Below are 24,197 nucleotides of genomic sequence, written 5' to 3'. Positions count from 1 at the left end.
CGCGGGCGGGGCGACGACGAGCGGGGGGCCTACCGGGCCGCGCTCACGCGCCCGCCGCGCGAGCACCGTCGCGCGACCTGACCCCGGACCCCAGCGCCCGGGCGATCTCGTCGATCGCGGCGCGGGAGCCGCGGGCGCCGGCGACGACGTTGAAGAAGCTGTGGATCTGGTCCGGGAAGCGGCGCAGCTCGACCTCCACGCCCGCGTCCGCGAGCCGGCGCGCGTAGGCCTCGCCCTCGTCGCGCAGCGGGTCGAACCCCGCGGTCGCGACGTACGCCGGCGCCGTGCCGGCCAGCACCTCGGCGAACGCCGGTGAGGCCCGCGGGTCGCGGTGGTCGGCGGCGTCGGGCAGGTAGCTCTCGGTGGCGAGCTCCATGAACCGCCGGCTCAGGAAGAAGCCCTCGCCGAACATCTCGTAGCTGCGGGTGTCGCGGGTCGCGTCGGTGGCCGGGTAGACCAGCAGCTGGAAGGCCAGCGGCAGGCCGGCGCGGGCGGCGTGCAGCGCCACGCCGGCGGCGAGGTTGCCGCCGGCGGAGTCGCCCCCCACCGCGATCCGGTCGGGGTCGGCGCCGATCGACGCGGCGTGCGCGATCGTCCACTCGTACGCCGCCACGGCGTCGTCGTACGCCGCGGGGAACGGGTGCTCCGGCGCGAGCCGGTAGTCCACGGCGAGCACCCGGACGCCGGCCTGCTCGGCCAGCACGCGGCACACGGCGTCGTGGGAGTCGAGGCCGCCGTACATGAAGCCGCCGCCGTGGAAGAACACCAGCACCGGCATCAGGCCGGACGCCCCGGTCGGCGTGTAGAGCCGGCCGGGCAGCCCCCCGACCGGCAGGGAGCGCACCGCACCGATCGGCTGGACCCCGCCGGCGACGGCCGAGAGCCGGTCGACCACCACCCGCCCCTCGGGGATCGGCAGCGACTCGGCGGCCGGCACCGTGCGGCTCTGCAGCCGCAGCGTGAGCTGGGTGTCGGCGGCCAGCGTCTGGCCGTCGAGCACCACGCGCCGTCCGGCCAGGACCCGTTGCACCGGCGCGGGCAGCGCCATGAACGCCCGCAGGCTGATGGTCATGACCCGGTCCGGCACCTGCACGTCGACACCCACGCAGCGACGGTAGCGCCGCTCCGCTCGCGGGGATACCTCTCGTTCACCCACCGGTGCCAGGATGGACGCATGAGCCTCGAGATGGTGCCCGACCCCTCCGCCAAGGCGGCGGCGAACGCGGGCGTGCCCGACGAGTCCTACGACGTGGACGTGCCCTACACGCCCGACCCCGAGCAGGTCGCGGCCGTGGAGAAGTTCGACGACCGCTTCCTCGACCGCGAGCTGTCGTGGATGCGGTTCAACCAGCGGGTCCTCGAGCTGGCCGAGGACGAGCGGCTCCCGCTCCTGGAGCGCACCCGGTTCCTCGCGATCTTCACCAGCAACCTCGACGAGTTCTTCATGGTCCGCGTCGCCGGCCTGAAGCGCCGGATCGCGGCCGGGCTCGCCGTCCGCGCGGCGTCCGGCCTGATGCCGCGCGAGGTGCTCGAGCAGATCTGGACGACGACGCGCGAGCTCACCCGCCGCCAGGCCGAGCTCTTCCGCGACCAGATCGTCCCGGCGCTGCGCGAGCACGACATCGAGCTGGTGCGGTGGGACGACCTCTCCCCCGAGGAGCAGAAGTCCTGCAAGAAGCTCTTCAAGAGCCGGATCTTCCCGGTGCTGACGCCGCTCGCCGTCGACCCCGCGCACCCGTTCCCCTACATCTCCGGGCTCTCGCTCAACCTCGCCGTGCTGATCCGCAACCCGCAGACGGGCAAGGACCACTTCGCCCGGGTCAAGGTGCCGCCGATCTTCGACCGTTTCGTCCCGCTCGGGTCCTCCGGCAGCGGCGCGCGGTTCGTGCCGCTCGAGGACGTCATCGGCGCCCACCTCAAGCGACTCTTCCCCGGCATGGAGGTGCTCGAGGCGCACACCTTCCGCGTGACCCGCAACGAGGACCTCGAGGTCGAGGAGGACGACGCCGAGAACATCCTGGCCGCCCTCGAGAAGGAGCTGCTGCGGCGCCGGTTCGGCCCTCCGGTGCGGCTCGAGGTCGAGGAGTCGATCTCCGACAGCGTCCTGGAGCTGCTCAAGGAGGAGCTCGACGTCACCGAGGACGAGGTGTTCCGGCTGCCCGGCCCGCTCGACCTGCGCGGGCTGCACGGCATCGCCGACCTGAGCCACGAGGTGCTCAAGTACCCGGCCTTCGTGCCGACCACCCACCCGCGGCTGGCCGAGGTCGAGTCGGCCGCGCCGGTCGACGTGTTCAAGGCCGCGCGGCGCCACGACATCCTGCTGCACCACCCCTACGACTCGTTCGCGACGTCGGTGCAGCGCTTCATCGAGCAGGCCGCGGCCGACCCGCACGTGCTGGCGATCAAGCAGACGCTCTACCGCACCTCCGGCGACAGCCCGATCATCGACGCCCTCATCGACGCCGCCGAGGCCGGCAAGCAGGTGCTGGTCATCGTCGAGATCAAGGCCCGCTTCGACGAGCAGGCCAACATCCGGTGGGCGCGCAAGCTCGAGCAGGCCGGCTGCCACGTCGTGTACGGCCTGGTCGGTCTCAAGACGCACTGCAAGCTGGCGATGGTGGTGCGCGACGAGGGCGAGCAGTGGGGCATCCGCCGCTACACCCACATCGGCACCGGCAACTACAACTCCAAGACGGCCCGCCTCTACGAGGACCTCGGCCTGATCACGACCGACGAGCAGGTCGGTGAGGACGTCGCCCACCTGTTCAACAACCTCAGCGGCTGGTCGCGCAACGCGTCGTACCAGCAGCTGCTGGTGGCGCCGGACTCCGTCCGTCTCGGACTGGTCGACCAGATCCACCGCGAGATCGCCCACCACCAGGCCGGCCGGCCCGCCGCCATCCGGCTCAAGGCGAACTCCGTGGTCGACGAGGCCGTCATCGACGCGCTCTACCTGGCCTCCCAGGAGGGCGTGCAGGTGCAGCTGCTCGTGCGGGGGATCTGCGCGCTGCGTCCCGGCGTCCCCGGGCTCTCGGAGAACATCATCGTGCGCTCGGTGCTCGGCCGGTTCCTCGAGCACAGCCGCGTCTTCTCCTTCGACAACGGCGGCGACCCGATCACGTGGATCGGATCGGCCGACATGATGCACCGCAACCTCGACCGCCGCGTCGAGGTGCTCGTGCGGCTCCCCGACCCCGAGAGCGTCCAGGAGGTCCGTGGCCTGCTCGACCTCGCGTTCGAGCCCACGACGGACGCCTGGGAGCTCGAGAGCGACGGCTCGTGGACCCGCAACGTCGGTGACGTGCATCTCCAGGAGACGCTGATCGAGCGGCAGCGGCGGCGGCGCACGTCGTCCTGATCCCGTACGGCATGGACGGCGTTTGCGCCCCACCCGAGGCGACCCCCTACATTGGTGCGGGTTTGTTTCCGCTTCATCAGGAGTTCACGTGGGTCTGCGATTCCGTCCGGTCGACTCGGCGTTCTACGCACTTTTCACCGAGCAGGCGCAGCACCTCGTCACCGGCACCGCACTGCTCGCGGAGATGCTCGCCGAGGCCTCCGACAAGGAGGACGTCGCCACGCGCATGCGCGCGGCCGAGCACGACGCCGACGAGACGACGCACGCGCTGATCCGACGGGTCAACAGCACCTTCGTGACGCCGTTCGACCGCGAGGACATCTACGCGCTGGCCTCCGGGCTCGACGACGTCATGGACGAGATGGACGAGGTCGTCGATCTGATCCTCCTGTACGAGGTCAAGGTGCTCCCGGCCGAGCTGTCCCAGCAGGTCGAGGTGCTCCAGCGGTGCGCCGAGCTGACCGCCGAGTGGATGCCGAAGCTGCAGTCGCCGCAGTCGCTCGAGGAGTACTGGATCGAGATCAACCGCCTCGAGAACGCAGGAGACAAGAACCACCGCCGCACCCTGGCCAAGCTCTTCTCCGGTGAGTTCAAGACGATCGAGGTCCTCAAGCTCAAGGACATCGTCGAGTCGCTCGAGGCCGCGATCGACGCCTTCGAGAAGGTCGCCAACATCATCGAGCAGATCGCCGTCAAGGAAAGCTGAGGCTGTGACCCTCACCCTGGCGATCGTGATCGCCGTGATCGTCATCGCGCTCGCATTCGACTACACCAACGGTTTCCACGATGCCGCGAACGCGATCGCGACGTCGGTCTCCACCCGGGCGCTCACCCCGAGGGTCGCGCTGACCCTCGCGGCGATCATGAACTTCGTCGGCGCACTGCTCGGCCAGGAGGTCGCCAAGACCGTCGCCGACGTCATCACGATCGAGAACGGCGCCGGCGAGCTCCAGGTGGGGGTCAACACCGGCCTGGTCATCGTCATGGCGGGCCTGCTGGGCGCCATCGTCTGGAACCTGATCACCTGGTGGTTCGGGCTCCCGTCGTCCTCCTCGCACGCCCTCATCGGCGGCCTCGTGGGCTCGGCGATCGCCGGCGGCGTCAGCGTCAAGTGGGACACCATCGTGGAGAAGGTCCTCATCCCGATGGTGCTGTCGCCGCTGTTCGGCTTCTGCGCGGCGTTCGTCGTCATGTTGTCGATCATGTGGATCTTCCGCCGCCGTAACCCGCACCGGACCATGCGTGGCTTCCGGCTGATGCAGACGTTCTCGGCGGCCGCGCTGTCGCTGGGCCACGGCCTCCAGGACGCCCAGAAGACGATGGGCGTCATCCTGCTGACCCTCGTCATCGCCTACCCCGCCAGCTACAACATCGAGACGCTGCCGCTGTGGGTCGTGCTCGCCGCGGCCGGCGCCATCTCGGCCGGCACCTACGCCGGCGGCTGGCGGATCATGCGCACGCTGGGCCGCAAGATCATCGACCTCGACCCGGCCCGGGGCTTCTCCGCCGAGGCCGTCGGCGCGACGGTGCTCTACACGACGGCGTTCGTCTTCCACGCCCCGATCTCGACCACCCACACCATCACCTCGGCAGTCATGGGCGCGGGCGCCACCAAGCGGCTGTCCGCGGTCCGGTGGGGCATGGCCCGCACCATCCTCACCGCGTGGATCCTCACCTTCCCGATGGCCGGCCTGATGGCGTGGCTGTCCTTCGAGATCCTGCACCTCGTCATCCTCTGACCCCCGCGCGGCGGACGGTCCGGCCCGAGGTCAGTCCTCGACGGTCAGGGCGTACCCACGCCCGCGGACCCGCCGCACCGCGGCCACCCCGCCCAGCCGCGTGCGCAGCCGGGTGACGTGCATCGCGATCGTCCTGGTGCCGTGGGTGCCGGCATCGGTCCCCCACAGCGCGGCGAGCAGGTCGGCGTCGCTGACGACGTCCGGGCAGCGCAGCATCAGCGCGCGGAGCAGCTCGAACTCCTTCAGCGGCAGGTCCGGGAGCCGGCGTCCGGCGAAGGCGACCCGGTAGGCGGCGGCGTCCAGCTCGAGCGGGCCGACGACGACCCGGCCGTGGCCCTCGGTCGCGTACGGCGACGTGGCCAGCACGTCCCAGAGGTCGGCGGCGGCGTAGGGACGCGGGAGCCAGGCGCAGGCCCCCGCGACCAGGAGGACGCCGGCCGCGGGGTCGGTGAGGCTGTCGCCCGACGCGATCACGTACGGCGCCCCGTGCCGCCGGATCGCGGTGACGAAGTCGACGGGCGCGAGGCCCGGCGTGCCAACGGCCACGACGACGGTCCTCGGCTCCGTGCGGCCGTAGGCCACCAGGGCGTCGGTGGTGGAGCTGACCCAGGTCAGGTGGACGCCGTGCCCGGCCATCGCGTCCCGCAGCTCGGGCTGCTCGGCGTCCGGGTCGACGACCAGGACGTCGGCCCCGGCCACCTCGACCCAGCGGTGCGAGGCGTGCTGCATCGCCCGGTGGCGCGCGGGGAGCGAGCCGTCGGGGGCGGTGGGCAGGGCACGCCGGAGCGAGCCCGTCACGTCACCCGAAGCGACCGGAGATGTAGGCCTCGGTGGCCGGGTCGTCCGGGTTGGAGAACATCTTCTTGGTCGGGTTGAACTCGACCAGCTGGCCGGGCTCGCCGGTCGCCTTGAGGTTGAAGAAGCCGGTCTCGTCGGAGACGCGCGCCGCCTGCTGCATGTTGTGGGTCACGATGACGATCGTGTAGTCGGACTTCAGCTCGTGGATGAGGTCCTCGATCGCCGACGTCGAGATCGGGTCCAGTGCCGAGCACGGCTCGTCCATCAGCAGCACCTGCGGCTCGACGGCGATCGCGCGGGCGATGCAGAGACGCTGCTGCTGACCACCGGAGAGGCCCATGCCCGGCTTGCCGAGGCGGTCCTTCACCTCGTTCCACAGGTTCGCGCCGCGCAGCGACTTCTCGACGATCGAGTCCGCCTCGCCCTTCTTCATGCGCTTGGCGTTCAGCCGGTTGCCCGCGAGGACGTTGTCGTAGATCGACATCGTCGGGAACGGGTTCGGGCGCTGGAAGACCATCCCGATCTGGCGGCGGACGGCGACCGGGTCGACCGTCGAGCCGTAGAGCGACTGACCGTCGACGACGACCTTGCCCTCGACCCGCGCGCCCGGGATGACCTCGTGCATGCGGTTCAGCGACCGCAGGAAGGTCGACTTGCCGCAGCCGGACGGTCCGATGAACGCCGTCACCGCTCGTGCCCGGATCGTCATGTTGACGCCCTGCACGGCGAGGAAGTCGCCGTAGTAGATGTTGAGGTCCGAGACGTCGATGCTCTTGGCCATGATCCTGTCTTTCCTTACCTAGTTGCCCGTCTTGGGGGCGTAGAACTTGCCGATGAGCCGAGCCACGAGGTTGAGCGCCAGCACGATGACGATGAGGACCAGGGCCGCACCCCACGCGAGGTCGATCGTCTCCTGGCGGGAGTTGAAGGAGTAGATCTGCACCGGCAGGGTCGTCATCGCGCCGTCGAACGGGTTGGTGTTCGTCTTGGCCGCGAGGCCGGCGATGAGCAGCAGCGGCGCCGTCTCGCCGATGACGCGGGCGATCGAGAGCGTGACGCCGGTGATGATGCCGCCGATGGTCGTGGGGAGCACCACCTTGGTGATCGTGCGCCACTTCGGCGTGCCGAGGGCGTACGCCGCCTCGCGCAGGTCGTCGGGGACCAGGCGCAGCATCTCCTCGGTGGCTCGCACGACGATCGGGATCATCAGCAGCGACAGGGCCACCGAGCCGCCGATGCCGCCCTGGAAGCCGGCGCCGAAGAGGAGCGTGAACAGCGCGAAGGCGAACAGTCCGGCCACGATGGAGGGGATGCCGGTCATCACGTCGACCAGGAAGGTCACCATGCGGGCCAGGCGGTTGCGCTTGCCGTACTCGACCAGGTAGATCGCGGCCAGCACGCCGATCGGGATCGAGATGATCGCGGCACCCAGCGTGATGATCAGGGTGCCCATGATCGCGTGGTAGATGCCGGGCGGCTGGTCGAGCTGGGTCGCGAAGAGCGAGTAGGTCAGGAACTCGCTGTTGACGACACCGGCGCCCTTGCTGATGACGGTGTAGATCAGCGAGACCAGCGGCACCATCGCGATGACGGCGCTGGTCCAGACCAGGCCGGTCATCATCCGGTCGGTGGCGCGGCGGCGTCCCTCGACGGCCAGCGACCACGCCGGCAGCGCCAGCAGGTAGACGATGCCACCCACGATGAGGGAGCCGACCGGCGGCCAGTCGAGGATCAGCCAGAAGAAGGCGGCGACGGCGGCGCCGACCACGGCGACGAGCAGCGGAGCGAGCCGCGGCAGCTGGGCCGCGGTGATCGGGATCGCGCCGCGGGAGGTCCCGGTGGCGGTCTCCTCGGACGACTCGTCCGGCGTCTCGGTGGGCGTCTTGGTGAGATCGGCGCTCATGCCCCGGCCATCTTCCGCTCGGCGCGACCGACGATCCAGCGGGCCGCGAAGTTGACGAGGAACGTGAGGAGGAACAGCACGAGCCCGCTGGCGATCAGCACGGAGAGCAGGTCCTCGGACCGCTCCTTGTACTTGCTCGCGATGTTGGCGGCGATCGAGGAGTTGCCCGGCCCGAGCAGGTTCCCGCTCCAGCCGCCGAGCGAGAGCACCATGGCCACGGCCATCGTCTCGCCGAGGGCGCGACCGAGGCCGAGCATCGCGGCCGAGACCATGCCGGAGCGACCGTAGGGGAAGACGGTCAGCCGCATCATCTCCCAGCGCGTGGCGCCCAGGGCGAGCGCCGCCTCCTGGTTCAGGCGCGGCGTCCGCGAGAAGACCTCGCGGGTGATCGCGGTGATGATCGGCAGGATCATGATGGCCAGCACCACGCCGGCGGTGATGATCGTGCGCCCGCTGTTGGAGACGTCGCCGTCGAAGATCGGGATCCAGGCGAAGTAGCTGTTGAGGAAGTCGAACGCCGGCACCATCTTCGGCGCCAGGACGATCACGCCCCAGAGGCCGAACACGACGCTCGGCACCGCCGCGAGCAGGTCGACCAGGTAGGCGACCGGCACGGCGATGAACTTCGGCGCGTAGTGGCTGATCACCAGCGCGATGCCCCAGGCGAGCGGGACGGCGATGATCAGCGCGATGATCGCGGCGATGACGGTGCCGCCGAGCAGCGGGGCGACGTAGCCGAGGAAGGAGTCGGCGCGCGGGCCGTAGACCTCGGCGGCCCGGTTGAAGCCCGGGAGGCCCTTGGCGAACAGGAAGATGAAGACGCTGGCCAGCGCGGCCAGGATGAGCAGGCTCGCACCGAGCGTCAGCCCGGCGAAGACCCGGTCACCGACGCTGGTGATCGCGCGGGGCACAGGCTCCTGGGCCTGGGGCTTGTCCTTGGTTGTCGTGCTCACTCAGCAGTCCTTCGCGGGCGTGGTGTCGAGAGGGGTGGAACGGTGCGCGGGCGGGGGCCAGGAGAGGATCCGGGCCCCCGCCCGCGGTGGCGTCAGGCGCCGATCTTGGCGACGATCTCCTGGGCCTTGGCCGCGGTGGCCTCGCCCAGCGGGGCCGAGCCGGCCTCGGAGGCGGCCGTCTCCTGGCCCGCGTCGGAGACGATGTACTCGAGGTAGCCCTTGACGTTGGCCTCGGTGGCGGCGTCGTCGTAGCTCTGGCACGCGACCAGGTACGACAGCAGGACGACCGGGTAGGCACCCGACTCGGTGGTGGTGCGGTCGAGCGAGACGGCCATGTCGACGTCGGAGACGCCCTCGGCCGGCGGCGAGACCTCGAGGACCTTCGCGGCACCCTCGGGCGACGGGGCGACGAACTCCTCGCCGACGCCGACCGAGACCTTGCCGAGACCCTCGACCTGGCTGTTGTCGGCGTAGCCGATCGCGCCCTCGATGGTGCTGACCTGCTGGATGACGCCCGAGGTGCCGTCGGCGGCCTCGCCGTCGACCGGGAACGCGTCCTCGGCCTCGTAGCTCCACGAGTCGGGAGCGGCCTTGCCGAGGTAGTCGGTGAAGTTCTTCGTGGTGCCCGAGTCGTCGGAGCGGTGAACCGGGGTGATGTCCAGGTCGGGCAGCTCGACACCGTCGGCCTGCTCGTCGGGGACGTCGCTCCAGTTGGTGATCTTGCCGTCGAAGATCTGCGCGATCGTGTCGGCCGACATCTGCACGACGTCGATGTCGGGGAGGTTGAAGGCGACCGCGATCGGCGAGACGTACGCCGGGATCTGGATCGGCTCGCTGCCGCACTGCTCGGTGGCCGCGGTGAGCTGGCCCTCCTCGTCGTTCAGCGCCGAGTCCGTGCCGGCGAACGCCGCGGCGCCCGAGACGAACGCGCTGCGACCGTCGGTCGAGCCGACCGGCTGGTACTGGACCTCGAGGCCCTCGTTGGCGCCCTGGATGGCGATGGTCCACGCCTCCTGGGCCTTCTCCTGCGAGGTGGCGCCGGCGCCCTTGAGGACACCGGACAGGCCGGCGCTCTCGACGCTGCCGCCGGTGTTCTCCGAGTCGCCGTTGCCGCTGTCCTCGTTCGAGGCGCCGCAGGCGCTCATCGAGAAGATGGTGGCGGCGGCGATGCCGGGGATGAAGGCCCGGCGAAGGGAAGTGCGAATCACTTCGGTGTCTCCTGTTTCAACGTTGAGGGTTACGACAGGAACTGTGAACGCAGCAGGTAGACGGATTGACCGTCGCCGGTGAACGAGGGGTGAACTCGACCCGCCCACTCGGCGACGGCAGGTTGTGACCTGGGCGACAGTCGTCTCAACCGGCGAGGTGGCGCTCGGAGCCGACGACCCGGCCCTTGCGCACGTGCAGCACGAGCAGCTCGGCCGTCTCCAGCGGATCCGCCCGCACCCCGAGCGCCTCGAGCACCTCGGGGAGCACCGGCCGGTGGGTGCACAGCACGGTGGGCCGGTCGTCGTGCAGGACGTCGGCGACGACCTCGGCGACCCCCGCCGCGACGGCGTCCTCCTCGGCGAGCCACGGGCTCCGCTCGAGGTCCCACCCGGTCGTCAGCACGTACGGGTCGACGGTCTGCACGCAGCGGGTGCTCGGCGAGGAGACGACCCGCGTGACGCCGTACGCCGCCAGCAGCGGCACCAGCCGCTCGGCCTGGTGCTCGCCCAAAACCAGCAGCGGGCGCACCCGGTCGTCGCCGCGCCAGGACCGGCGGGCGCGCGCCTTCGCGTGGCGCAGGACGACGACCGCCCGGGTCGCGCGCCGGTGGCGCACCGCCTCGGCGAGGGTGACCCGGTCGTGGTCGTAGGTGAGCAGCTCGGCGGCCTCGTCGGCGTGGACCCAGCGCACGTCGTCGATCTCGGCGTTCGGGCGGTAGCCGCTGACGTCGTCGTCGCCCACGACCCGACCGGTCCAGTAGTAGACCGTCTTCCGGCCGGCGACGACCGGGTAGTGCTGGTCGCCGAGCGGCACCCCGAGCCGCACGTGCAGGCCGGTCTCCTCGGCGACCTCGCGGACCGCGGCCGCCGTCCGGTGCTCGCCGCGGTCGAGCTTGCCCTTGGGGAAGGACCAGTCGTCGTACTTGGGTCGGTGCACCAGGAGCACCCGGCGTCCCGGCCGGAAGGCCACGACACCAGCAGCGAGCACGTCCTTGGCATCGGGTGCGGGCACGACGGCTAGTCTCACACCTTCCGGCTGACAGGAGAGCGGCACCCACGTGAGACGCCAACGCTTGCTCGTCCTCGCCGCAGCCGTGCTGGTGCTCGTCGTCGCCGTGGCGGTCGTCCTGGTCGTCCTGCGCGACGGCGGTGACGAGGAGCGCACCGACCTGCAGTCGGCGGTCGCGATGGCGCCGTCCGACGCCCGTCGCGTCGTGTGGACCGACTGGTCCGGCGTCCGCGCCGAGCTGGGCCTCGACCTCGGCGCCGGGTCCGACGAGGCCGAGGTCGAGGAGCTCCTCGACGCGGGCTTCGAGGCCGACCTCACCTCGGCCAGCGCACTCGGGTCGTCGGCGGTCGCGATGCAGCGCTCGTTCGGCTTCTCCCCCGCGTCGCTGGAGTGGGAGATGTTCGCCCAGGCCGAGTCCGGGGCGTCGCTGGTGATGAAGCTCGGCGACGGCGTGCGGACCGACGACGTCGCCGACCGGTTGCGCGCCCTCGGGTACGCCGAGCCCGACGAGCCCGACGGGCTGTGGTCGAGCGACGCGGCCGTCGTCGCGGTGACCGCCGAGGTGACGCCCGAGCTGGCCTTCGTCGCGCTGGACGCCGACGCGGGACTGGTCCTCGCCAGCGACTCGAGCGTCGGCGTGCAGAACGTGCTCGACGCCACCGCGGACCCCGCCCCGCCGATCCCCCAGGGCGTCGTCGACGCCCTGGACGAGCCCCTGTCGGCGGTGCTGCTCTCCGGCGACGAGGCCTGCAGCGCCCTGGCGATGGCGAACGCCGACCCCCGCGACCAGCAGGCCGGCGAGTCGCTGGTGTCCCAGGCCGGGGAGGTCGACCCGGTCACCGGCTTCGCGATCGCGCTCGGCGCCGACCGCGCCGCCGAGGTGGTGATGTCGTTCGAGACCGCCGAGAAGGCACGCACCAACGCCGACACCCGCGCCGTCCTCGCCGTGGGGCCCGCACCGGGCCAGGGCGGCACGTTCGCCGAGCGGTTCGCCGTCGACGAGGTGAGCGCCGACGGCACCGTCGTGACGATCGACCTGGCACCGGCCGCGGACACGATGCTCGTCTCCGACCTCAGCAGCGGGCCGGTGCTCTTCGCCACGTGCTAGCCCGGCGCAACGGAGGTCGAGGGAACGAGCACCAGCGAGCGCCGACGACGCAGCCTCGCAGGCTCGGCCGCGTCAGCTCTCGCTGCGGGGTCGCGGCGGCTCGGGGACGACGCCCAGGATCCGGTCGATCTCGTCGACGGCGAGACGGTCCTCGGACTCGCTCGCAGCGATGATCAGGTTGGTGGTGAGCTCGACCTCGCCGAGCAGGTCGACGTCCTCGAGGGACACGTCGAACTGGTCGTACATCGTGGCCCCCCGCTCCCGATCGCCGCGCCTGATGTGGTCCCGTCCAGACTACGTGGTCCCGCTCGTCCGGTTCATGGTTATTCGGGGTGATTCGGAGAGTTCCGCACGGGCCATGCCTGACCAGGTCGCACCCGGGCCCCGCACCCTCCTCGGGACGCAGACGAGGCCCCGCCGAACGGCGGGGCCTCGTCGCTAGTGGTCGGTCGACCAGCCGGGATCAGGCCGGGCGGACGTTCTCGGCCTGCGGACCCTTGGGGCCCTGCGTGACGTCGAACTCGACCTTCTGGTTCTCGTCCAGGGACTTGTAGCCCTGGGTCTGGATCGCCGAGTAGTGCACGAAGACGTCGTCGCCGCCGTCCTCCTGCGCGATGAAGCCGAAGCCCTTCTCAGCGTTGAACCACTTCACGGTGCCCTGAGCCATTGCTCATTTCTCCTTCGTCGGGGCGAGAGCCGCCACTTCAGCGACCCGCAACAGGTGCGGTGACACGTCGCTCCGACCCATGGGATGACACCACAAACCAGAAACGCCGTTGGATCACGTACTCCTTAGGCGTCAGACCAGCTGGAACTTCACCTGTTGCGCTGCTGAGACTACCAAGCACGGCCGCGCCCGAATCAACCCCTGCGGCCGAGTTTGTGGAACCGAACGGGTGAACGTCGGATGACGGGCGCGTGACCTGGCCCACAGATCGGTCGATCCGCTCAACCACGCGGATCTGCGCGGCCTCGGCAGGGGCCGGGACGACGTCGTGCTCCCGGGAACGGCGGGGTTCGGTAGCGTCAGCGCTGCGAGGGGCCCCTAGCTCAATTGGCAGAGCTGAGGACTTTTAATCCTTAGGTTGTGGGTTCGAGTCCCACGGGGCCTACCCAGCGTGGCGCGCGCCCGGGGCCCACCCGGGCGGCCGTCGCGCGCCGAGCCCGGCCGGTCACCCTGGGTAGGCTCGTCGGATGAGTGGCTCCGGCGACACCGGTACCGACGTCCCCCGTGGCACCCGCCCGCTGGCGTGGGCGGTCCTCGCGGCCTCGGTGGCGCAGGTCGTCGCGCCGGTCGTGACCATCAACGGTCCGGGCAGCTCGCCGGGCGCCGGGTCCGGACCCGACCTCCTCATCACCCCGCCCGGCTGGGCCTTCTCGATCTGGGGCGTCATCTACACCGCGGCGATCGTGCAGGCGGTGTGGGTGCTCCTCCACGGGGCCGAGGCCGTCCCGCGCAGGCTGCAGGTCGACCAGGTGGTGCTCTACCTCGCCGCGGCCGTCTGGATCGCCGTGGCCGGGGCGGACAGCAGCCTCGGCACGGCAGCGGTGCTGCTGGTGATGCTCGTCGCCGCGGTCGACGCGGTGCTGACCGCCCGAGGCCGGGTGACCTCGACCGGCCTCGCGGTGGCGACCGGCGTGGCCGTCGGCCTGTTCGGGGGGTGGGTGACCGCCGCGTTCTACCTCAACGTCTCGACCGCGCTGGTCGACAACACGGGCCTCGAGGCCGACCAGGTCGGGTGGCAGGCGGTCGTCCTGGTCGTCGCGTCCCTCTCGCTCGTCGGCGTCACCCTCCTGGCCCGCGGGGCCTCGGCCTACGCCGCCGCCGGTTGCTGGGCGCTCGTCGGCGTGGCCGTCACCGGCGCCTCCGACGGCACCCGCCCGGTCGCCGTGCTGGCCGTCGCGGCCGCGCTGGTCCTGGCCGCCGTGGCGCTCCTCGCGTGGTGGCGGGGCCGCACGACCCCGCTCGCGCCGGCGACCTGACGGCGCGCCCGACCCGAACCCGCCGGAGGACGCCGGCGCCCGGTCAGGCGTGGTCCGGCGACGCCGGCGACGCCGGGGACACCGGCGACACCGGCGACACCGGGGACACCGGGGACACCGGGGACATGGCCGTCCACACCAGGTCGAGGCACTGGTCGGCGAACGTGGGGGCCACCTCGCCCCGGCGCAGCAGCTCGCCGAGGTACGCCCCGACGAGCAGGCTCACGGCGGCGTCGGCATCGAGGTCGGCCCGGAGCTCGCCCGCGGCGACGTCCTCCCGGACGAGGCGGACGAGCACCTCGGCGGACGGCGTCAGGACGCTGCGGAACAGGGCGGTGAACTCGCGGTCGAGGTCGCCGATCACGGCCGCGAGGCCGCCGCGCCCCAGGACGTCGCCCATCTGGCGCCAGGTCAGGTCCATCGCCCAGCGCACCTTCTCGCGGGGTGCGACGTCGGGCGGCTCCTCCGGCACGTGGACCGCGGCGCGCAGGGTCGCGTCGAGCAGGGCCTGTCGATCGGCGAAGCGCCGGTAGATCGTCGTCTTCGCGACCCCGGAGGCGGCGGCGACCGACTCGACCGTCACGGCCTGCGGGCCGCGCTCGCGCAGGAGGCTCAGCACCGCGTCGTGGATGCGCCGGTCGCTGGCGGGGTCACGTGGCCGACCGGGTCGCGGCACGGAGGAGTTCATGGCGTCCTTCACCGGAAATAACTACGCTACGCGTAGCGTTATATAAGTAGCTGTCGACCCAAGGAGACCACATGACCGACACCAGCCACCTGATCGCGCTGATCGCCATGGCGATCGCGGTCACCACCATCCTGACCGTGGGCACCCTCGCGGCCGCCGACCTCCTCCCCCGGCCGCGACGCCGGAACCGGACGAGCGGCACCCAGGGCACGCCGGGCTCGCCGGGCGAGCCCGGCACGCGGGAGGCCGGGACGTCCGAGGACGCCGGCGGCCTCCCCCACCCGCTGGCGCCGCTCGGGAGCTCCCTGCTCGCCGGGACCCGGTTGCGCCAGCGATGATCACCGGAGCGGGTCGAGTGGCCGCAGGACGTCGGGAGTGCGGCCGGTCGTGATCTGCTCGGCCAGCAGCCTGCCGGTCAGCGGCCCGAGGGCGACCCCCCACATCCCGTGCCCGCCCGCGACGAACACCCGGGGCGAGACGGTGGCGCCGACCAGCGGCAGGCCGTCGGTCGTGCAGGGCCGCGAGCCGACCCACTCGTCCCACCGACGGTCGAGGTCGACGCCCGGCAGGAAGCGACGCACCGCGTCGACGATGGCGCGGACCCGGCGTCCGTCGAGGGGTTCGCCCGCGCGACGGAACTCCATCATCCCGGCCACGCGCAGCAGGTCGGCGTCCCCGGCGGGCGCCTCGCCGCCGTCGACGGGCTCGTGGAGCGGCGTGCACGCCACCCGCTGGTGCGGGAAGTAGACGGGGTCGCGGGGGACGTCGGTCCCGGTGACGGTGAAGGAGTACCCGCGCCCCGGGTGCACGAGGCGCCTGACCCCGAACCCACGGGCCAGGTCACCGAGACCCGCGCCCGTGGCGAGGACGACGGCCTCGTGCCGATGCCGCCGTCCGGTGTCCGTCACCAGCCAGGCGGCGTTCGGCTCGGTCTCGACGTCGACGACGCGCTCGGGACGGTGCTCGCCCCCGGCGCCCCGCACCGCCTGCCCGAGCGACGCGAGGAACCGCGGCGGGTGCAGGTAGCGCTGCCCGTGGAGCCGCACCGCGGCTCCGACCTCGGCGCTGACGGCCGGCTGCGCCTGACGCACCTGCGGCCCGGTCAGGTAGTCGAAGTGGACCCGCTGGCCGGCCTCCTCGATGCGCGCCAGCTCGCGCAGCATCGAGGAGGCCTCCTGCGTGGTGCGGTAGCAGGCGAGGAACGGTCGCGCCGGCCGCGGCCGCGCCGTCGCGCCCGCGTCGGCCAGGTCGTCGAAGGCTCGCAGCGCCAGCCGGTTGAGCCCGGCGTAGGCCTGCATCGAGCTGTGCCACCGGCGATGGGTGCAGTGGCGGGCGAACCCGGCCAGGAACCGCCACAGGGTCGGGTCGGGCCGGACTGGGACGTAGACGGGCGACGTCGGCCGGAGGACGGACCTCAGCCCGTAGCGCAGGACGTCGGGCTCCGGCAGCGGAGCGGTGAGACCGGGCGTGAGCCACCCCGCGTTGCCCCACGAGGCCGGCCGGGCCTCCGGCTCGGCGTCGTAGACGGTGACCTGGACGCCGCCGGCCTGCAGGAACCACGCCGCGCTCAGCCCGACGACGCCCGACCCCACGACCGCGACGTCGCGCGGTCGCGCCGTCGTCCTCGGGGTGCTCACCGGCTCGCACACCCGACGCACGTCGCCGACCACGGCCGGAACTCGAGCCGCTCGGGCGCGATCTGCCGACGGCACCGTAGGCAGGTGCCGAAGTCGTGGTCGTCGAGCCTGCGGTGCGCGGCGGCGATGTCGGCCAGGGTCTGCGCGAGCGCGGCCCGCTGGGCCGCGGCGACCTCGTCGCCGGGCGCGACGGACAGCGACGCCAGCTGCTGTCGCCGCGCGGCCGCGGCCTCGTCGAGCAGGAGTCGGAAGGCCGGGCTCGTCGGGCTGGTCGTGGTGGGTTCGGTGGCGGTCATGGGGACCTCGGTTCGAGTCGGGGGTGGGAGGGGGGTGGCGGCGGGCGTCAGAGGTCGAGGGCGCAGTAGACGCATCGCGGCGCCCACGGCTTCTCGCTCAAGATCGCCAGCGAGATCGGTCTCGCGCACTGCAGGCACCGGCCGTAGGTGCCGGCGACCAGGCGGGCCCGGGCCTGCAGGGCCTGTCGGAAGACGCGCTCCACGTGCGCACGCCGCTGGATCGTGCGGTGGCTCAGCCGTTCCGCCTCGGGCAGCGCCCGCACCTGCGCCCCGGCGGCCCGGATGACGTCGTCGAGACGCCGCGGGAGGTCCCGGGGCAGCGCGACGGTGTCGTCGAACCTGGGTCCCTCACGACGCGACAGCAACGAGGCGGCGGGGACGTGGTCGGCCGCGGCGACCCGACCGGGGTCGACCTCTGAGGTCGGGACCCGCGCCGGGGTGTTCCGGGGCGGCGGCGCGGCGGCGGCGGCCCGGCGACCCCGACGCCCGGGCGCCGGCGACGCGCGTCGGTTCGAGAGAGCGGTCGTCAGCTCGGAGATCCGGTCGAGGAAGGCACTCGCGTGGGCGAGCTCGATGGGCATGGTGTCCTCCTGGGGCGCGAGCGGACGGCTCGTCGACCCGGTGTCGGTGCGAGAGGGGAAGCGGGGCGCGGTCCTGGACCCGACGACCCGGACGACGCCGCGGCGGGCGCGGCTGGTCCCCGGTGCGGGCGGGCGCGACGGGTGCCGTCGCCGTCATCGACGACGGCGGCGGGCGGGGGTGGTCACCGGCGGCCGGACGCCCCGCGCGGTCGCTGCGGGCGGCCGAGCGGGGGTGGCGTGCGGGTCAGGCTGCGACCGGGGCGGGGACGCTCTCCGGACGGCACACCTCGGGTGACCGGGTCAGGCAGGCGGGGCGCGGTCGACGCTGCGGCGCAGCACGTCGAGCCCGCGGATGCCGCGGGCGATCTCACTCAGCTCGATGGCGAGGAGGGCGGCACCCGAGGGCACGTGCGACGGCTCTGCCGTCGTCTGCCGTGCGGAGGAGGAGGGGGCCATGGCCGGACCATAGCACCGCGCGGCGACGGGGTCCCGTTCGCCGGCAGGGCCCTCCCCGCGAGTGCTCGGCTGGGTCGCCGCGGCGCGGTGTGCGAGGGTTCGCCCGTGAGGGAAGCGGTGTCCGGGACACGGCGGGGACGACCGGGACACGACCGGGCGGCGGTGCTGGCGGCGGCGATCGAGCTGTTCAACCGCCAGGGCTACGACGGCACCAGCATCGGCGACATCGCCGAGTCGCTGAACCTCACCAAGTCGGCGATCTACCACCACGTCGCCACCAAGGACCAGCTGCTCTCCGAGGCGCTCGACCTCGCCCTCGACGAGCTCGAGGCGACCGTGGCCGAGGCGACGGCGGCCGGCGGTTCGGCGTACGACCGGCTGCGCGGCGTCGTCCGGCGCAGCGTCGAGGTGCTCGTGGAGCACCAGTCGGCGGTGACCCTGCTGCTGCGGGTGCACGGCAACAGCGAGACCGAGCGCACGGCGCTGCGCCGCCGGCGCGCGATCGACACGCAGCTCGCGGCGCTGGTCCGCCAGGCCACCGACGAGGGCGCGCTGCGCCGCGACCTCGACCCCGACCTCGTCAGCCGGCTGATCTTCGGCATGGTGAACTCGCTCGTCGAGTGGTACCGCGCCAGCGGGCCGGTGCCGACCGACGACGTCGCCGCCGCCGTCGCGGCGATCGCCTTCGAGGGCCTGGACGCCGCCCCCGGCTGACGCCGCCGGCTCAGCGACTCGGACGCCGGTCGACGATCCGCCGCATCTTGCCGAGCGAGCGCTCGACGGCGTCCGGCTCGACGACGTCGACGGCGACGCTCACCCCGATCGAGGCCTTGACCAGCTGGCGCAGCCGGACGCCGGCCTCCGCCGCCGCGCCGGGCGCCGCGTGGTCCCTCCGCTCGACGAGCACGGTGAGGCTGTCGAGGTTGCCCTCGCGGGTGAGCACGCACTGGAAGTGCGGCGACAGCTCGGGCGTGCGCAGGATCAGCTCCTCGATCTGGGTGGGGAACAGGTTGACCCCGCGCAGGATGATCATGTCGTCGGTGCGGCCGGTGATCTTCTCCATCCGCCGCATCGTGCGCGCGGTGCCCGGCAGCAGCCGGGTCAGGTCGCGGGTGCGGTAGCGGATCACCGGCATCGCCTGCTTGGTGAGCGAGGTGAACACCAGCTCGCCCTCCTCCCCGTCGGGCAGCACCTCGCCGGTGACCGGGTCGACGACCTCGGGGTAGAAGTGGTCCTCCCAGACGTGCAGGCCGTCCTTGGTCTCGACGCACTCGCTGGCGACGCCGGGGCCGATCACCTCCGAGAGGCCGTAGATGTCGACCGCGTGCATGTCGAGACGCTCCTCCATCTCGCGACGCATGTCGTTGGTCCACGGCTCGGCGCCGAAGATGCCGACCTTCAGCGACGTCGAGCGCGGGTCGACGCCCTGCCGCTCCATCTCGTCGACGACCGAGAGCATGTACGACGGGGTCACCATGACCAGGTCGGGCCGGAAGTCGAGGATCAGCTGGACCTGCCGCTCGGTCATCCCGCCGGAGACGGGGACGACGGTGCAGCCGAGCCGCTCGGCGCCGTAGTGCGCGCCCAGGCCCCCGGTGAACAGCCCGTAGCCGTAGGCGTTGTGGAGCACGTGCCCGGCCCGACCGCCGGCGGCGCGGATGCTGCGCGCCACCACGTCGGCCCACATGTCGACGTCGGCGCGGGTGTAGCCGACGACGGTCGGCTTGCCCGTCGTCCCGGACGACGCGTGGAGCCGCACGACCTGCTCGCGCGGCACCGCGAACATCCCGAACGGGTAGTTGTCGCGCAGGTCGGCCTTGGCCGTGAACGGCAGCCGCGCGAGGTCGCTGAGCTCCCGCACGTCGTCGGGGTGGACGCCGGCGGCGTCGAACGACACCCGGTAGTGCGGCACGTGGTCGTAGGCGTGCCGCACCGTCCAGCGCAGCCGCTCGGTCTGCAGCGCCCTCAGCTCGTCGATCGACGCCGTCTCGATGGCGTCGAGGTCACCGGGGCGGGGGCTCAGGTCGTCCATGGTCACTCCTGCTCGCGAGCGGTCGACAGGGCGCGGCTGCGACCCCGCATCTCGGCGATCCCCACGCCGTCGGACCCACGGCGGACCGTGACGTCGTAGAGACCCGTCCGGCCGCGCAGCGCGGTCTCGCGCGCCCGGGCCACGAGCCGGTCGCCGAGCCGGCCGGCCTCGAGGAAGGTGATGTCGAAGCCCGACGCGACCGTCGCCCGGCCGCGGGAGTTGCACGCCAGCGCGAAGGCGCTGTCGGCCAGGGTGGCCACCAGGCCGCCGTGCGCCATCGCGTAGCCGTTGACCATGTCGCGGCGCACCGTCATCGCCACCTCGGCCCACCCGGCCCCGAGGTCGAGCAGCTCCATGCCCAGGGCCCGGGACGCCGGGTCGGCGGCCCACATCGCCCGCGCGGTGTCGAGCGGGTCGGGCCCGTCGCCGTCAGGCATCGAAGTCGACCGTGACGCGGTCGCCGACGGGGTAGGACTGGCAGGTCAGCACGAACCCGGCCTCGACCTCGGCAGCCTCGAGCGCGTAGTTGCGGCGCATGTCGACCTGCCCGTCGGTGACCTTCGCCCGGCACGTGCCGCACACGCCCCCCTTGCAGGCGAACGGCAGGTCGGCGCGGGAGGCCTGCGCGGCGTCGAGCACCGTCTGGTCCTGCGGCATCGCCACGGTGGCCGAGAGCCCGTCGAGCACGACGGTCACGTCGGTGGTGGCACCGTCGTGCGCCGTGGTCTCCCGCCGGAGCTCCGGCGGCGGCTCGTCGACGTAGAACAGCTCGGCGTGAACCCGGTCGGCGGGGACGCCGAGCTCGGCGAGCACCTCGCGGGCCTCGGTGATCATCGCGAACGGTCCGCACAGCCAGACGTCGTCGAAGCGGTCGACCGGCAGCAGTGCCTGGAGGATCCGGCGCAACCGGTCGCCGTCGAGCCGGCCGGAGAAGAGCTCGGCGTCGCGCGGCTCCCGCGACAGCACGTGCACGACCTGCAGGCGCGGGCCGTGCTCGTTCTTGAGGTCCCCGAGGTCCTCGGCGAACATCACCGACGCGCTCGTGCGGTTGCCGTAGAGGAGCGCGACCTCGGCGTCGCCGTGGGCGAGCAGCGAGCTGGCGATCGACAGCATCGGGGTGATGCCGGAGCCCGCCGCGACGCACAGGTGCCGGCCGCCGGACCGCGGGTCGGCCGTGAAGGTGCCGGTGGGCACCTGGACCTCGATCCGGTCCCCCGGGCGGACGTCGCGCACCAGCCACCGCGAGAAGAGGCCGTTGGGGATCTCCCGGACGCCGATGCGGGGGCGCGCCCCCGCCGGGGCGCAGATGGAGTAGGACCGGCGCTCCTCGCGGCCCTCGACCGTGCGTCGCAGGGTCAGGGACTGCCCGGGCGCGAAGGCGTAGTCGTCGGCGAGGTCGGCCGGGACGTCGAAGGTCACCGCCGCGGCGTCGTCGCAGAGCGGCTCGACCGCGGCGACCCTCAGCGTGTGGAACGGTGCCGACCGGGTCGACCGTGCGGTCTGCGGCGCGGGAAGGACGGTCATCAGATCTCCTTCACGTGCTCGAACGGCTCGAGGCAGTCGGCGCAGCGGTAGAGCGCCTTGCAAGCGGTGGCGCCGTACTCCGAGGTGAGGTCGGTGCGCACCGACCCGCAGCGGGGACAGGTCACGGCGCGTGCCGTCGGCAGCAGCGACAGCGGGATCGGGCCGGTGCGGGACGGCGCCGGGCCCGGCGCCGACAGGCCGTGGTCGCGCAGCGCCTGGCGGCCGCGCTCGGTGATCCAGTCGCTGGACCAGGCCGGGGTCAGGGCCACCTCGACGCGGGCGTCGTAGCCGGCGTCGGCCAGCCGGTGCACGAGGTCGTCGCGCATGGTCGCCATCGCGGGGCACCCGGAGTAGGTCGGGGTGATGGTCACCACCACCGTCCGACCGCGCTGCCGGACGTCGCGCAGCACGCCGAGGTCGGCGAGCGTGAGCATCGGCATCTCCGGGTCGCGGACCTCGGCCGCGATCGCCGCCGCCCTCACCACCGGCCCCTCACCACTGGCCCCTCACCACTGGCCCCTCACCACTGGCCCAGGGGGTGCTCGCGCGCGACCACCTGCATCTCGGCGAGCAGCCGCGACAGCGCCTCGGTGTGCAGCCCGTGCCGGCCGGTGCGACCCCGGACCCCGGCGAGCGCGCCGCGCTCCGGACGCTCGACGTCGCTGGCCGTCAGCACCTGCTCGAGGACGGCGTCGACCTCGTCGCGCACCTCGGCTGGGTCGACGCCGACGCCGAGCGCCGCGACGGCGGCCTCGACCGGGTGGGTGGCGAGCATCTCGGGGTGGAGCGGCCAGACGTCCTCGAGCGCGGCGAGCAGCCGGCGGCGCGACTCCTCCGTGCCCTTCGCGAGCGTGAGGAACCAGCGTCCGGCGTAGTCGCGGTGGTAGGTCAGCTCCTTGACGCCCTTGACGGCGATCGCCGACAGCACCGGGTCGCGGCTCCCGGCGAGCCGGGTCAGGAGCGCCAGCCGGACCGTCGCGAACAGCAGCAGGCGGGCGACCGTGTGGGCGAAGTCGCCGTTGGGCACCTCCACCAGCCGCACGTTGCGGAAGTCGCCCGGCCCGCGGAAGAAGGCGAGGGCGTCCTCGGCCGGCACCGGCGACCCCTCGGGGAGCACCGGCACCACCGACGGGTCGGCGGCCGCGGCCCGGGCGAGGAGCAGCCGGGCCTGGCCGAGGAGGTCGAGCGCGGTGTTGGCCAGCGCGATGTCCTCCTCGAGGTCGGGCGCGCGGCTGCACCACTCGCCGAGACGGTGCGACATCACCAGGGCGTCGTCGCCGAGCATCAGGCAGTACGTCGCGAGCGCGGCCGGGTCGACGTCGTCGGGCACGGTGGTGTCGACTCCCGCGAGCGGGTCCTCGAAGTCGGTGCCGAAGGCCCACTGCGAGGAGTCGCCGGCGACGTCGTGGTGCTCGAGCAGGCCGTCGTAGGCGTTGCTGTGGTCGGTCATCGGAGCTCCTCCCTCACATGTGCGGGACGTCGTCGGGGATGGCGTAGAACGTCGGGTGGCGGTAGACCTTGTCGCCGCTCGGCGCGAACAGCGGGTCCTTCTCGTCGGGGCTGGACGCGGTGACCGCGTCGGCCCGCACCACCCAGATCGAGACCCCCTCGTTGCGTCGCGTGTAGACGTCGCGGGCGTGCCGGACGGCCATCTCGTCGTCGGCGGCGTGCAGCGAGCCGACGTGCACGTGGTTGAGACCGCGCTTGCCGCGGACGAAGACCTCGTAGAGCGGCCACTCGCGCTCGGCGCTGTGCTCCTTCTTCGCCACCGGGACCCCGGCGAGCGGGACGGCGCCGTGGCCGCCCTCGGCGGTGAGGTCCTGCTCGCCGCTCACCCGTGGGCCTCCGCCCGCTCGGAGCGCTGGCGGTCGGCGAAGGCCGTCGCGGCCTCGCGGACCCACGCGCCGTCCTCGTGCGCGCGCCGCCGGTGCGCGATCCGCTGGGTGTTGCACGGCCCGTGGCCCCGGACCACCTGCATGAACTCGTCCCAGTCGGGCTCGCCGAAGTCGTGGTGGCCGCGCTCGGCGTTCCACCGCAGCTCGGGGTCGGGGAACGTGACGCCGAGCGCCTCGGCCTGCGGCACGCTCATGTCGACGAAGCGCTGACGCAGGTCGTCGTTGGTGTTGCGCTTCACGCCCCAGGCCATCGACTGGGCCGTGTTCGGGGAGTCGGCGTCGGGCGGGCCGAACATCATCAGCGCCGGCCACCAGAACCGGTCGACCGACTCCTGCACCATCGCGCGCTGCTCGTCGGTGCCGCGCATCATCGTGCTCAACAGCTCGTAGCCCTGGCGCTGGTGGAACGACTCCTCCTTGCAGATCCGGATCATCGCCCGGCCGTAGGGCCCGTACGACGTGCGGCACAGCGGCACCTGGTTGCAGATGGCGGCGCCGTCGACCAGCCAGCCGATGGTGCCGACGTCGGCGTACGACAGCGTCGGGTAGTTGAAGATCGAGGAGTACTTCTGCCGACCCTCGATGAGCAGCTCGGTCAGCTCCTGGCGGGAGACGCCGAGCGTCTCGGCCGCGGAGTAGAGGTAGAGGCCGTGCCCGGCCTCGTCCTGCACCTTGGCCAGCAGGATGGCCTTGCGGCGCAGCGACGGCGCACGGGTGATCCACGCACCCTCCGGCTGCATCCCGATGATCTCGGAGTGGGCGTGCTGGGCGACCTGGCGCACCAGGGTCTTGCGGTAGGCGTCCGGCATCCAGTCGCGCGGCTCGATGCGGTCGCTGCGACCGATCGTGGCCTCGAACTGCGCCAGCAGCGCGTCGTCCGCGTCCGGTGCGACCTGTGTCGTGGTCACCGGGACCTCCTCGCGTCGGGGGTTTACTGACCGTGCGGTCTGTAATACCTTGACACGGCGGACCGGCGCCACGCAAGCGCCCCGCACGAGCCCGCACCTGGGCCCGCACCTGGGCCCGCAC

28 protein-coding genes and 1 tRNA gene are annotated in these 24,197 nt (G+C 72.5%); 8 read left to right on the top strand and 21 right to left on the bottom strand.

What is annotated here, in order from left to right; genetic code table 11:
• Positions 1-43: 43 nt before the first annotated feature.
• Positions 44-1,105: an alpha/beta hydrolase gene (locus E4623_RS12060; protein WP_245155043.1), complete on the bottom strand. Its 1,062-nt coding sequence runs from the start codon at positions 1,103-1,105 to the stop codon at positions 44-46.
• Between the two features lie 69 nt (positions 1,106-1,174).
• Between E4623_RS12060 and E4623_RS12055 the strand changes: the two genes are divergently transcribed.
• The 3 genes from E4623_RS12055 (at position 1,175) to E4623_RS12045 (ending at position 5,097) form a co-directional block, all read left to right on the top strand.
• Positions 1,175-3,358, top strand: coding sequence for an RNA degradosome polyphosphate kinase (locus tag E4623_RS12055; RefSeq protein WP_134766775.1), 2,184 nt, complete (start codon positions 1,175-1,177; stop codon positions 3,356-3,358).
• Between the two features lie 88 nt (positions 3,359-3,446).
• Positions 3,447-4,064, top strand: a complete 618-nt coding sequence (locus tag E4623_RS12050) for a DUF47 family protein (protein ID WP_245155042.1) — start codon at positions 3,447-3,449, stop codon at positions 4,062-4,064.
• Between the two features lie 4 nt (positions 4,065-4,068).
• Complete coding sequence (locus E4623_RS12045; protein WP_134766774.1) at positions 4,069-5,097, top strand: inorganic phosphate transporter; 1,029 nt, start codon at positions 4,069-4,071, stop codon at positions 5,095-5,097.
• 30 nt (positions 5,098-5,127) lie between these two features.
• Here the strand turns inward: E4623_RS12045 and E4623_RS12040 are convergent, their stop codons facing one another.
• From E4623_RS12040 to E4623_RS12015, 6 genes are all read right to left on the bottom strand, one after another.
• Positions 5,128-5,895: a response regulator transcription factor gene (locus E4623_RS12040; RefSeq protein WP_134766773.1), complete on the bottom strand. Its 768-nt coding sequence runs from the start codon at positions 5,893-5,895 to the stop codon at positions 5,128-5,130.
• Between the two features lies 1 nt (position 5,896).
• The gene (gene pstB / locus E4623_RS12035) at positions 5,897-6,676 is read right to left on the bottom strand and encodes a phosphate ABC transporter ATP-binding protein PstB (protein ID WP_134766772.1); all 780 of its coding nucleotides are present in this window, start codon (positions 6,674-6,676) and stop codon (positions 5,897-5,899) included.
• An 18-nt stretch (positions 6,677-6,694) separates the two neighbouring features.
• On the bottom strand, positions 6,695-7,798 hold the full coding sequence (pstA, locus tag E4623_RS12030) for a phosphate ABC transporter permease PstA (RefSeq protein ID WP_134766771.1): 1,104 nt from the start codon (positions 7,796-7,798) through the stop codon (positions 6,695-6,697).
• The gene (pstC, locus tag E4623_RS12025) at positions 7,795-8,751 is read right to left on the bottom strand and encodes a phosphate ABC transporter permease subunit PstC (protein WP_245155041.1); all 957 of its coding nucleotides are present in this window, start codon (positions 8,749-8,751) and stop codon (positions 7,795-7,797) included. Before pstC ends, pstA begins: the two co-directional genes overlap by 4 nt.
• Positions 8,752-8,843: 92 nt before the next feature.
• Positions 8,844-9,959, bottom strand: a complete 1,116-nt coding sequence (locus E4623_RS12020) for a phosphate ABC transporter substrate-binding protein PstS (protein WP_209020644.1) — start codon at positions 9,957-9,959, stop codon at positions 8,844-8,846.
• 145 nt (positions 9,960-10,104) lie between these two features.
• Positions 10,105-10,971 (bottom strand): NUDIX hydrolase, encoded by an 867-nt coding sequence (locus tag E4623_RS12015; RefSeq protein ID WP_134766770.1) that lies wholly within the window; start codon positions 10,969-10,971, stop codon positions 10,105-10,107.
• 46 nt (positions 10,972-11,017) lie between these two features.
• Between E4623_RS12015 and E4623_RS12010 the strand changes: the two genes are divergently transcribed.
• Positions 11,018-12,076, top strand: coding sequence for a hypothetical protein (locus E4623_RS12010; protein WP_134766769.1), 1,059 nt, complete (start codon positions 11,018-11,020; stop codon positions 12,074-12,076).
• A 72-nt stretch (positions 12,077-12,148) separates the two neighbouring features.
• On the opposite strand, the gene E4623_RS22645 is transcribed toward E4623_RS12010, so the two are convergent.
• Both E4623_RS22645 and E4623_RS12005 read right to left on the bottom strand, forming a co-directional pair.
• Positions 12,149-12,322, bottom strand: coding sequence for a hypothetical protein (locus E4623_RS22645; RefSeq protein ID WP_167736594.1), 174 nt, complete (start codon positions 12,320-12,322; stop codon positions 12,149-12,151).
• 217 nt (positions 12,323-12,539) lie between these two features.
• A complete protein-coding gene (locus tag E4623_RS12005; RefSeq protein ID WP_134766768.1) occupies positions 12,540-12,743 on the bottom strand; it encodes a cold-shock protein in 204 nt (67 codons plus the stop codon).
• 372 nt (positions 12,744-13,115) lie between these two features.
• On the opposite strand from E4623_RS12005, the gene E4623_RS12000 reads away from it, so the two are divergent.
• Positions 13,116-13,188 (top strand) — tRNA-Lys (locus tag E4623_RS12000).
• An 82-nt stretch (positions 13,189-13,270) separates the two neighbouring features.
• Positions 13,271-14,059, top strand: a complete 789-nt coding sequence (locus E4623_RS11995) for a hypothetical protein (RefSeq protein WP_134766767.1) — start codon at positions 13,271-13,273, stop codon at positions 14,057-14,059.
• 43 nt (positions 14,060-14,102) lie between these two features.
• Here the strand turns inward: E4623_RS11995 and E4623_RS11990 are convergent, their stop codons facing one another.
• Complete coding sequence (locus E4623_RS11990) at positions 14,103-14,747, bottom strand: TetR/AcrR family transcriptional regulator (protein WP_134766766.1); 645 nt, start codon at positions 14,745-14,747, stop codon at positions 14,103-14,105.
• 71 nt (positions 14,748-14,818) lie between these two features.
• Between E4623_RS11990 and E4623_RS11985 the strand changes: the two genes are divergently transcribed.
• Entirely contained in the window at positions 14,819-15,085 is a 267-nt protein-coding gene (locus E4623_RS11985) for a hypothetical protein (protein WP_134766765.1), read from the top strand.
• Here E4623_RS11985 and E4623_RS11980 read toward each other — a convergent pair whose 3' ends face one another.
• From E4623_RS11980 to E4623_RS22640, 4 genes are all read right to left on the bottom strand, one after another.
• Positions 15,086-16,384 carry an FAD-binding oxidoreductase gene (locus E4623_RS11980; RefSeq protein ID WP_134766764.1) on the bottom strand — a complete coding sequence of 433 codons (1,299 nt, stop codon included), beginning with the start codon at positions 16,382-16,384 and terminating at the stop codon, positions 15,086-15,088.
• Complete coding sequence (locus E4623_RS11975; RefSeq protein WP_134766763.1) at positions 16,381-16,680, bottom strand: TraR/DksA C4-type zinc finger protein; 300 nt, start codon at positions 16,678-16,680, stop codon at positions 16,381-16,383. The genes E4623_RS11980 and E4623_RS11975 overlap by 4 nt, the downstream gene beginning before the upstream one ends.
• A gap of 47 nt (positions 16,681-16,727) precedes the next feature.
• Positions 16,728-17,261, bottom strand: a complete 534-nt coding sequence (locus E4623_RS11970) for a hypothetical protein (RefSeq protein WP_134766762.1) — start codon at positions 17,259-17,261, stop codon at positions 16,728-16,730.
• Between the two features lie 300 nt (positions 17,262-17,561).
• Positions 17,562-17,717 carry a hypothetical protein gene (locus tag E4623_RS22640; RefSeq protein WP_167736593.1) on the bottom strand — a complete coding sequence of 52 codons (156 nt, stop codon included), beginning with the start codon at positions 17,715-17,717 and terminating at the stop codon, positions 17,562-17,564.
• A 105-nt stretch (positions 17,718-17,822) separates the two neighbouring features.
• On the opposite strand from E4623_RS22640, the gene E4623_RS11965 reads away from it, so the two are divergent.
• Positions 17,823-18,431, top strand: a complete 609-nt coding sequence (locus E4623_RS11965; RefSeq protein WP_134766761.1) for a TetR/AcrR family transcriptional regulator — start codon at positions 17,823-17,825, stop codon at positions 18,429-18,431.
• A gap of 10 nt (positions 18,432-18,441) precedes the next feature.
• On the opposite strand, the gene paaK is transcribed toward E4623_RS11965, so the two are convergent.
• From paaK to paaA, 7 genes are all read right to left on the bottom strand, one after another.
• On the bottom strand, positions 18,442-19,749 hold the full coding sequence (gene paaK, locus E4623_RS11960; RefSeq protein ID WP_134766760.1) for a phenylacetate--CoA ligase PaaK: 1,308 nt from the start codon (positions 19,747-19,749) through the stop codon (positions 18,442-18,444).
• A gap of 2 nt (positions 19,750-19,751) precedes the next feature.
• Positions 19,752-20,186 carry a hydroxyphenylacetyl-CoA thioesterase PaaI gene (gene paaI, locus E4623_RS11955; RefSeq protein ID WP_134766759.1) on the bottom strand — a complete coding sequence of 145 codons (435 nt, stop codon included), beginning with the start codon at positions 20,184-20,186 and terminating at the stop codon, positions 19,752-19,754.
• Positions 20,179-21,273, bottom strand: a complete 1,095-nt coding sequence (gene paaE, locus E4623_RS11950) for a 1,2-phenylacetyl-CoA epoxidase subunit PaaE (RefSeq protein WP_134766758.1) — start codon at positions 21,271-21,273, stop codon at positions 20,179-20,181. Before paaE ends, paaI begins: the two co-directional genes overlap by 8 nt.
• On the bottom strand, positions 21,273-21,755 hold the full coding sequence (paaD, locus tag E4623_RS11945; RefSeq protein WP_209020643.1) for a 1,2-phenylacetyl-CoA epoxidase subunit PaaD: 483 nt from the start codon (positions 21,753-21,755) through the stop codon (positions 21,273-21,275). Before paaD ends, paaE begins: the two co-directional genes overlap by 1 nt.
• A 38-nt stretch (positions 21,756-21,793) precedes the next feature.
• Positions 21,794-22,723, bottom strand: coding sequence for a 1,2-phenylacetyl-CoA epoxidase subunit PaaC (gene paaC / locus E4623_RS11940; RefSeq protein WP_134766756.1), 930 nt, complete (start codon positions 22,721-22,723; stop codon positions 21,794-21,796).
• A gap of 13 nt (positions 22,724-22,736) precedes the next feature.
• Positions 22,737-23,042 carry a 1,2-phenylacetyl-CoA epoxidase subunit PaaB gene (paaB, locus tag E4623_RS11935; protein ID WP_134767113.1) on the bottom strand — a complete coding sequence of 102 codons (306 nt, stop codon included), beginning with the start codon at positions 23,040-23,042 and terminating at the stop codon, positions 22,737-22,739.
• 62 nt (positions 23,043-23,104) lie between these two features.
• Positions 23,105-24,076, bottom strand: coding sequence for a 1,2-phenylacetyl-CoA epoxidase subunit PaaA (gene paaA, locus E4623_RS11930; protein ID WP_134766755.1), 972 nt, complete (start codon positions 24,074-24,076; stop codon positions 23,105-23,107).
• Positions 24,077-24,197 lie beyond the last annotated feature (121 nt).

Origin of the sequence: Nocardioides sp. 1609 (assembly GCF_004522105.1) — a bacterium.
In the GTDB taxonomy this organism is placed as follows: Bacteria; Actinomycetota; Actinomycetes; order Propionibacteriales; family Nocardioidaceae; genus Nocardioides.
Note: the sequence above shows the minus strand (reverse complement) of the source record. Positions and strands in the feature narration are given on the sequence as shown.

Excerpts from the sequence above, each read along its gene's own strand:
- E4623_RS12055 (WP_134766775.1), top strand. The coding sequence starts at position 1,175 with ATGAGCCTCGAGATGGTGCCCGACCCCTCCGCCAAGGCGGCGGCGAAC.
- pstB (WP_134766772.1), bottom strand. The coding sequence starts at position 6,676 with ATGGCCAAGAGCATCGACGTCTCGGACCTCAACATCTACTACGGCGAC.
- pstA (WP_134766771.1), bottom strand. The coding sequence starts at position 7,798 with ATGAGCGCCGATCTCACCAAGACGCCCACCGAGACGCCGGACGAGTCG.
- E4623_RS22645 (WP_167736594.1), bottom strand. The coding sequence starts at position 12,322 with ATGTACGACCAGTTCGACGTGTCCCTCGAGGACGTCGACCTGCTCGGC.
- E4623_RS12005 (WP_134766768.1), bottom strand. The coding sequence starts at position 12,743 with ATGGCTCAGGGCACCGTGAAGTGGTTCAACGCTGAGAAGGGCTTCGGC.
- E4623_RS11995 (WP_134766767.1), top strand. The coding sequence starts at position 13,271 with ATGAGTGGCTCCGGCGACACCGGTACCGACGTCCCCCGTGGCACCCGC.
- E4623_RS11990 (WP_134766766.1), bottom strand. The coding sequence starts at position 14,747 with ATGAACTCCTCCGTGCCGCGACCCGGTCGGCCACGTGACCCCGCCAGC.
- E4623_RS11985 (WP_134766765.1), top strand. The coding sequence starts at position 14,819 with ATGACCGACACCAGCCACCTGATCGCGCTGATCGCCATGGCGATCGCG.
- E4623_RS11975 (WP_134766763.1), bottom strand. The coding sequence starts at position 16,680 with ATGACCGCCACCGAACCCACCACGACCAGCCCGACGAGCCCGGCCTTC.
- E4623_RS11970 (WP_134766762.1), bottom strand. The coding sequence starts at position 17,261 with ATGCCCATCGAGCTCGCCCACGCGAGTGCCTTCCTCGACCGGATCTCC.
- E4623_RS22640 (WP_167736593.1), bottom strand. The coding sequence starts at position 17,717 with ATGGCCCCCTCCTCCTCCGCACGGCAGACGACGGCAGAGCCGTCGCAC.
- paaK (WP_134766760.1), bottom strand. The coding sequence starts at position 19,749 with ATGGACGACCTGAGCCCCCGCCCCGGTGACCTCGACGCCATCGAGACG.
- paaI (WP_134766759.1), bottom strand. The coding sequence starts at position 20,186 with ATGCCTGACGGCGACGGGCCCGACCCGCTCGACACCGCGCGGGCGATG.
- paaE (WP_134766758.1), bottom strand. The coding sequence starts at position 21,273 with ATGACCGTCCTTCCCGCGCCGCAGACCGCACGGTCGACCCGGTCGGCA.
- paaC (WP_134766756.1), bottom strand. The coding sequence starts at position 22,723 with ATGACCGACCACAGCAACGCCTACGACGGCCTGCTCGAGCACCACGAC.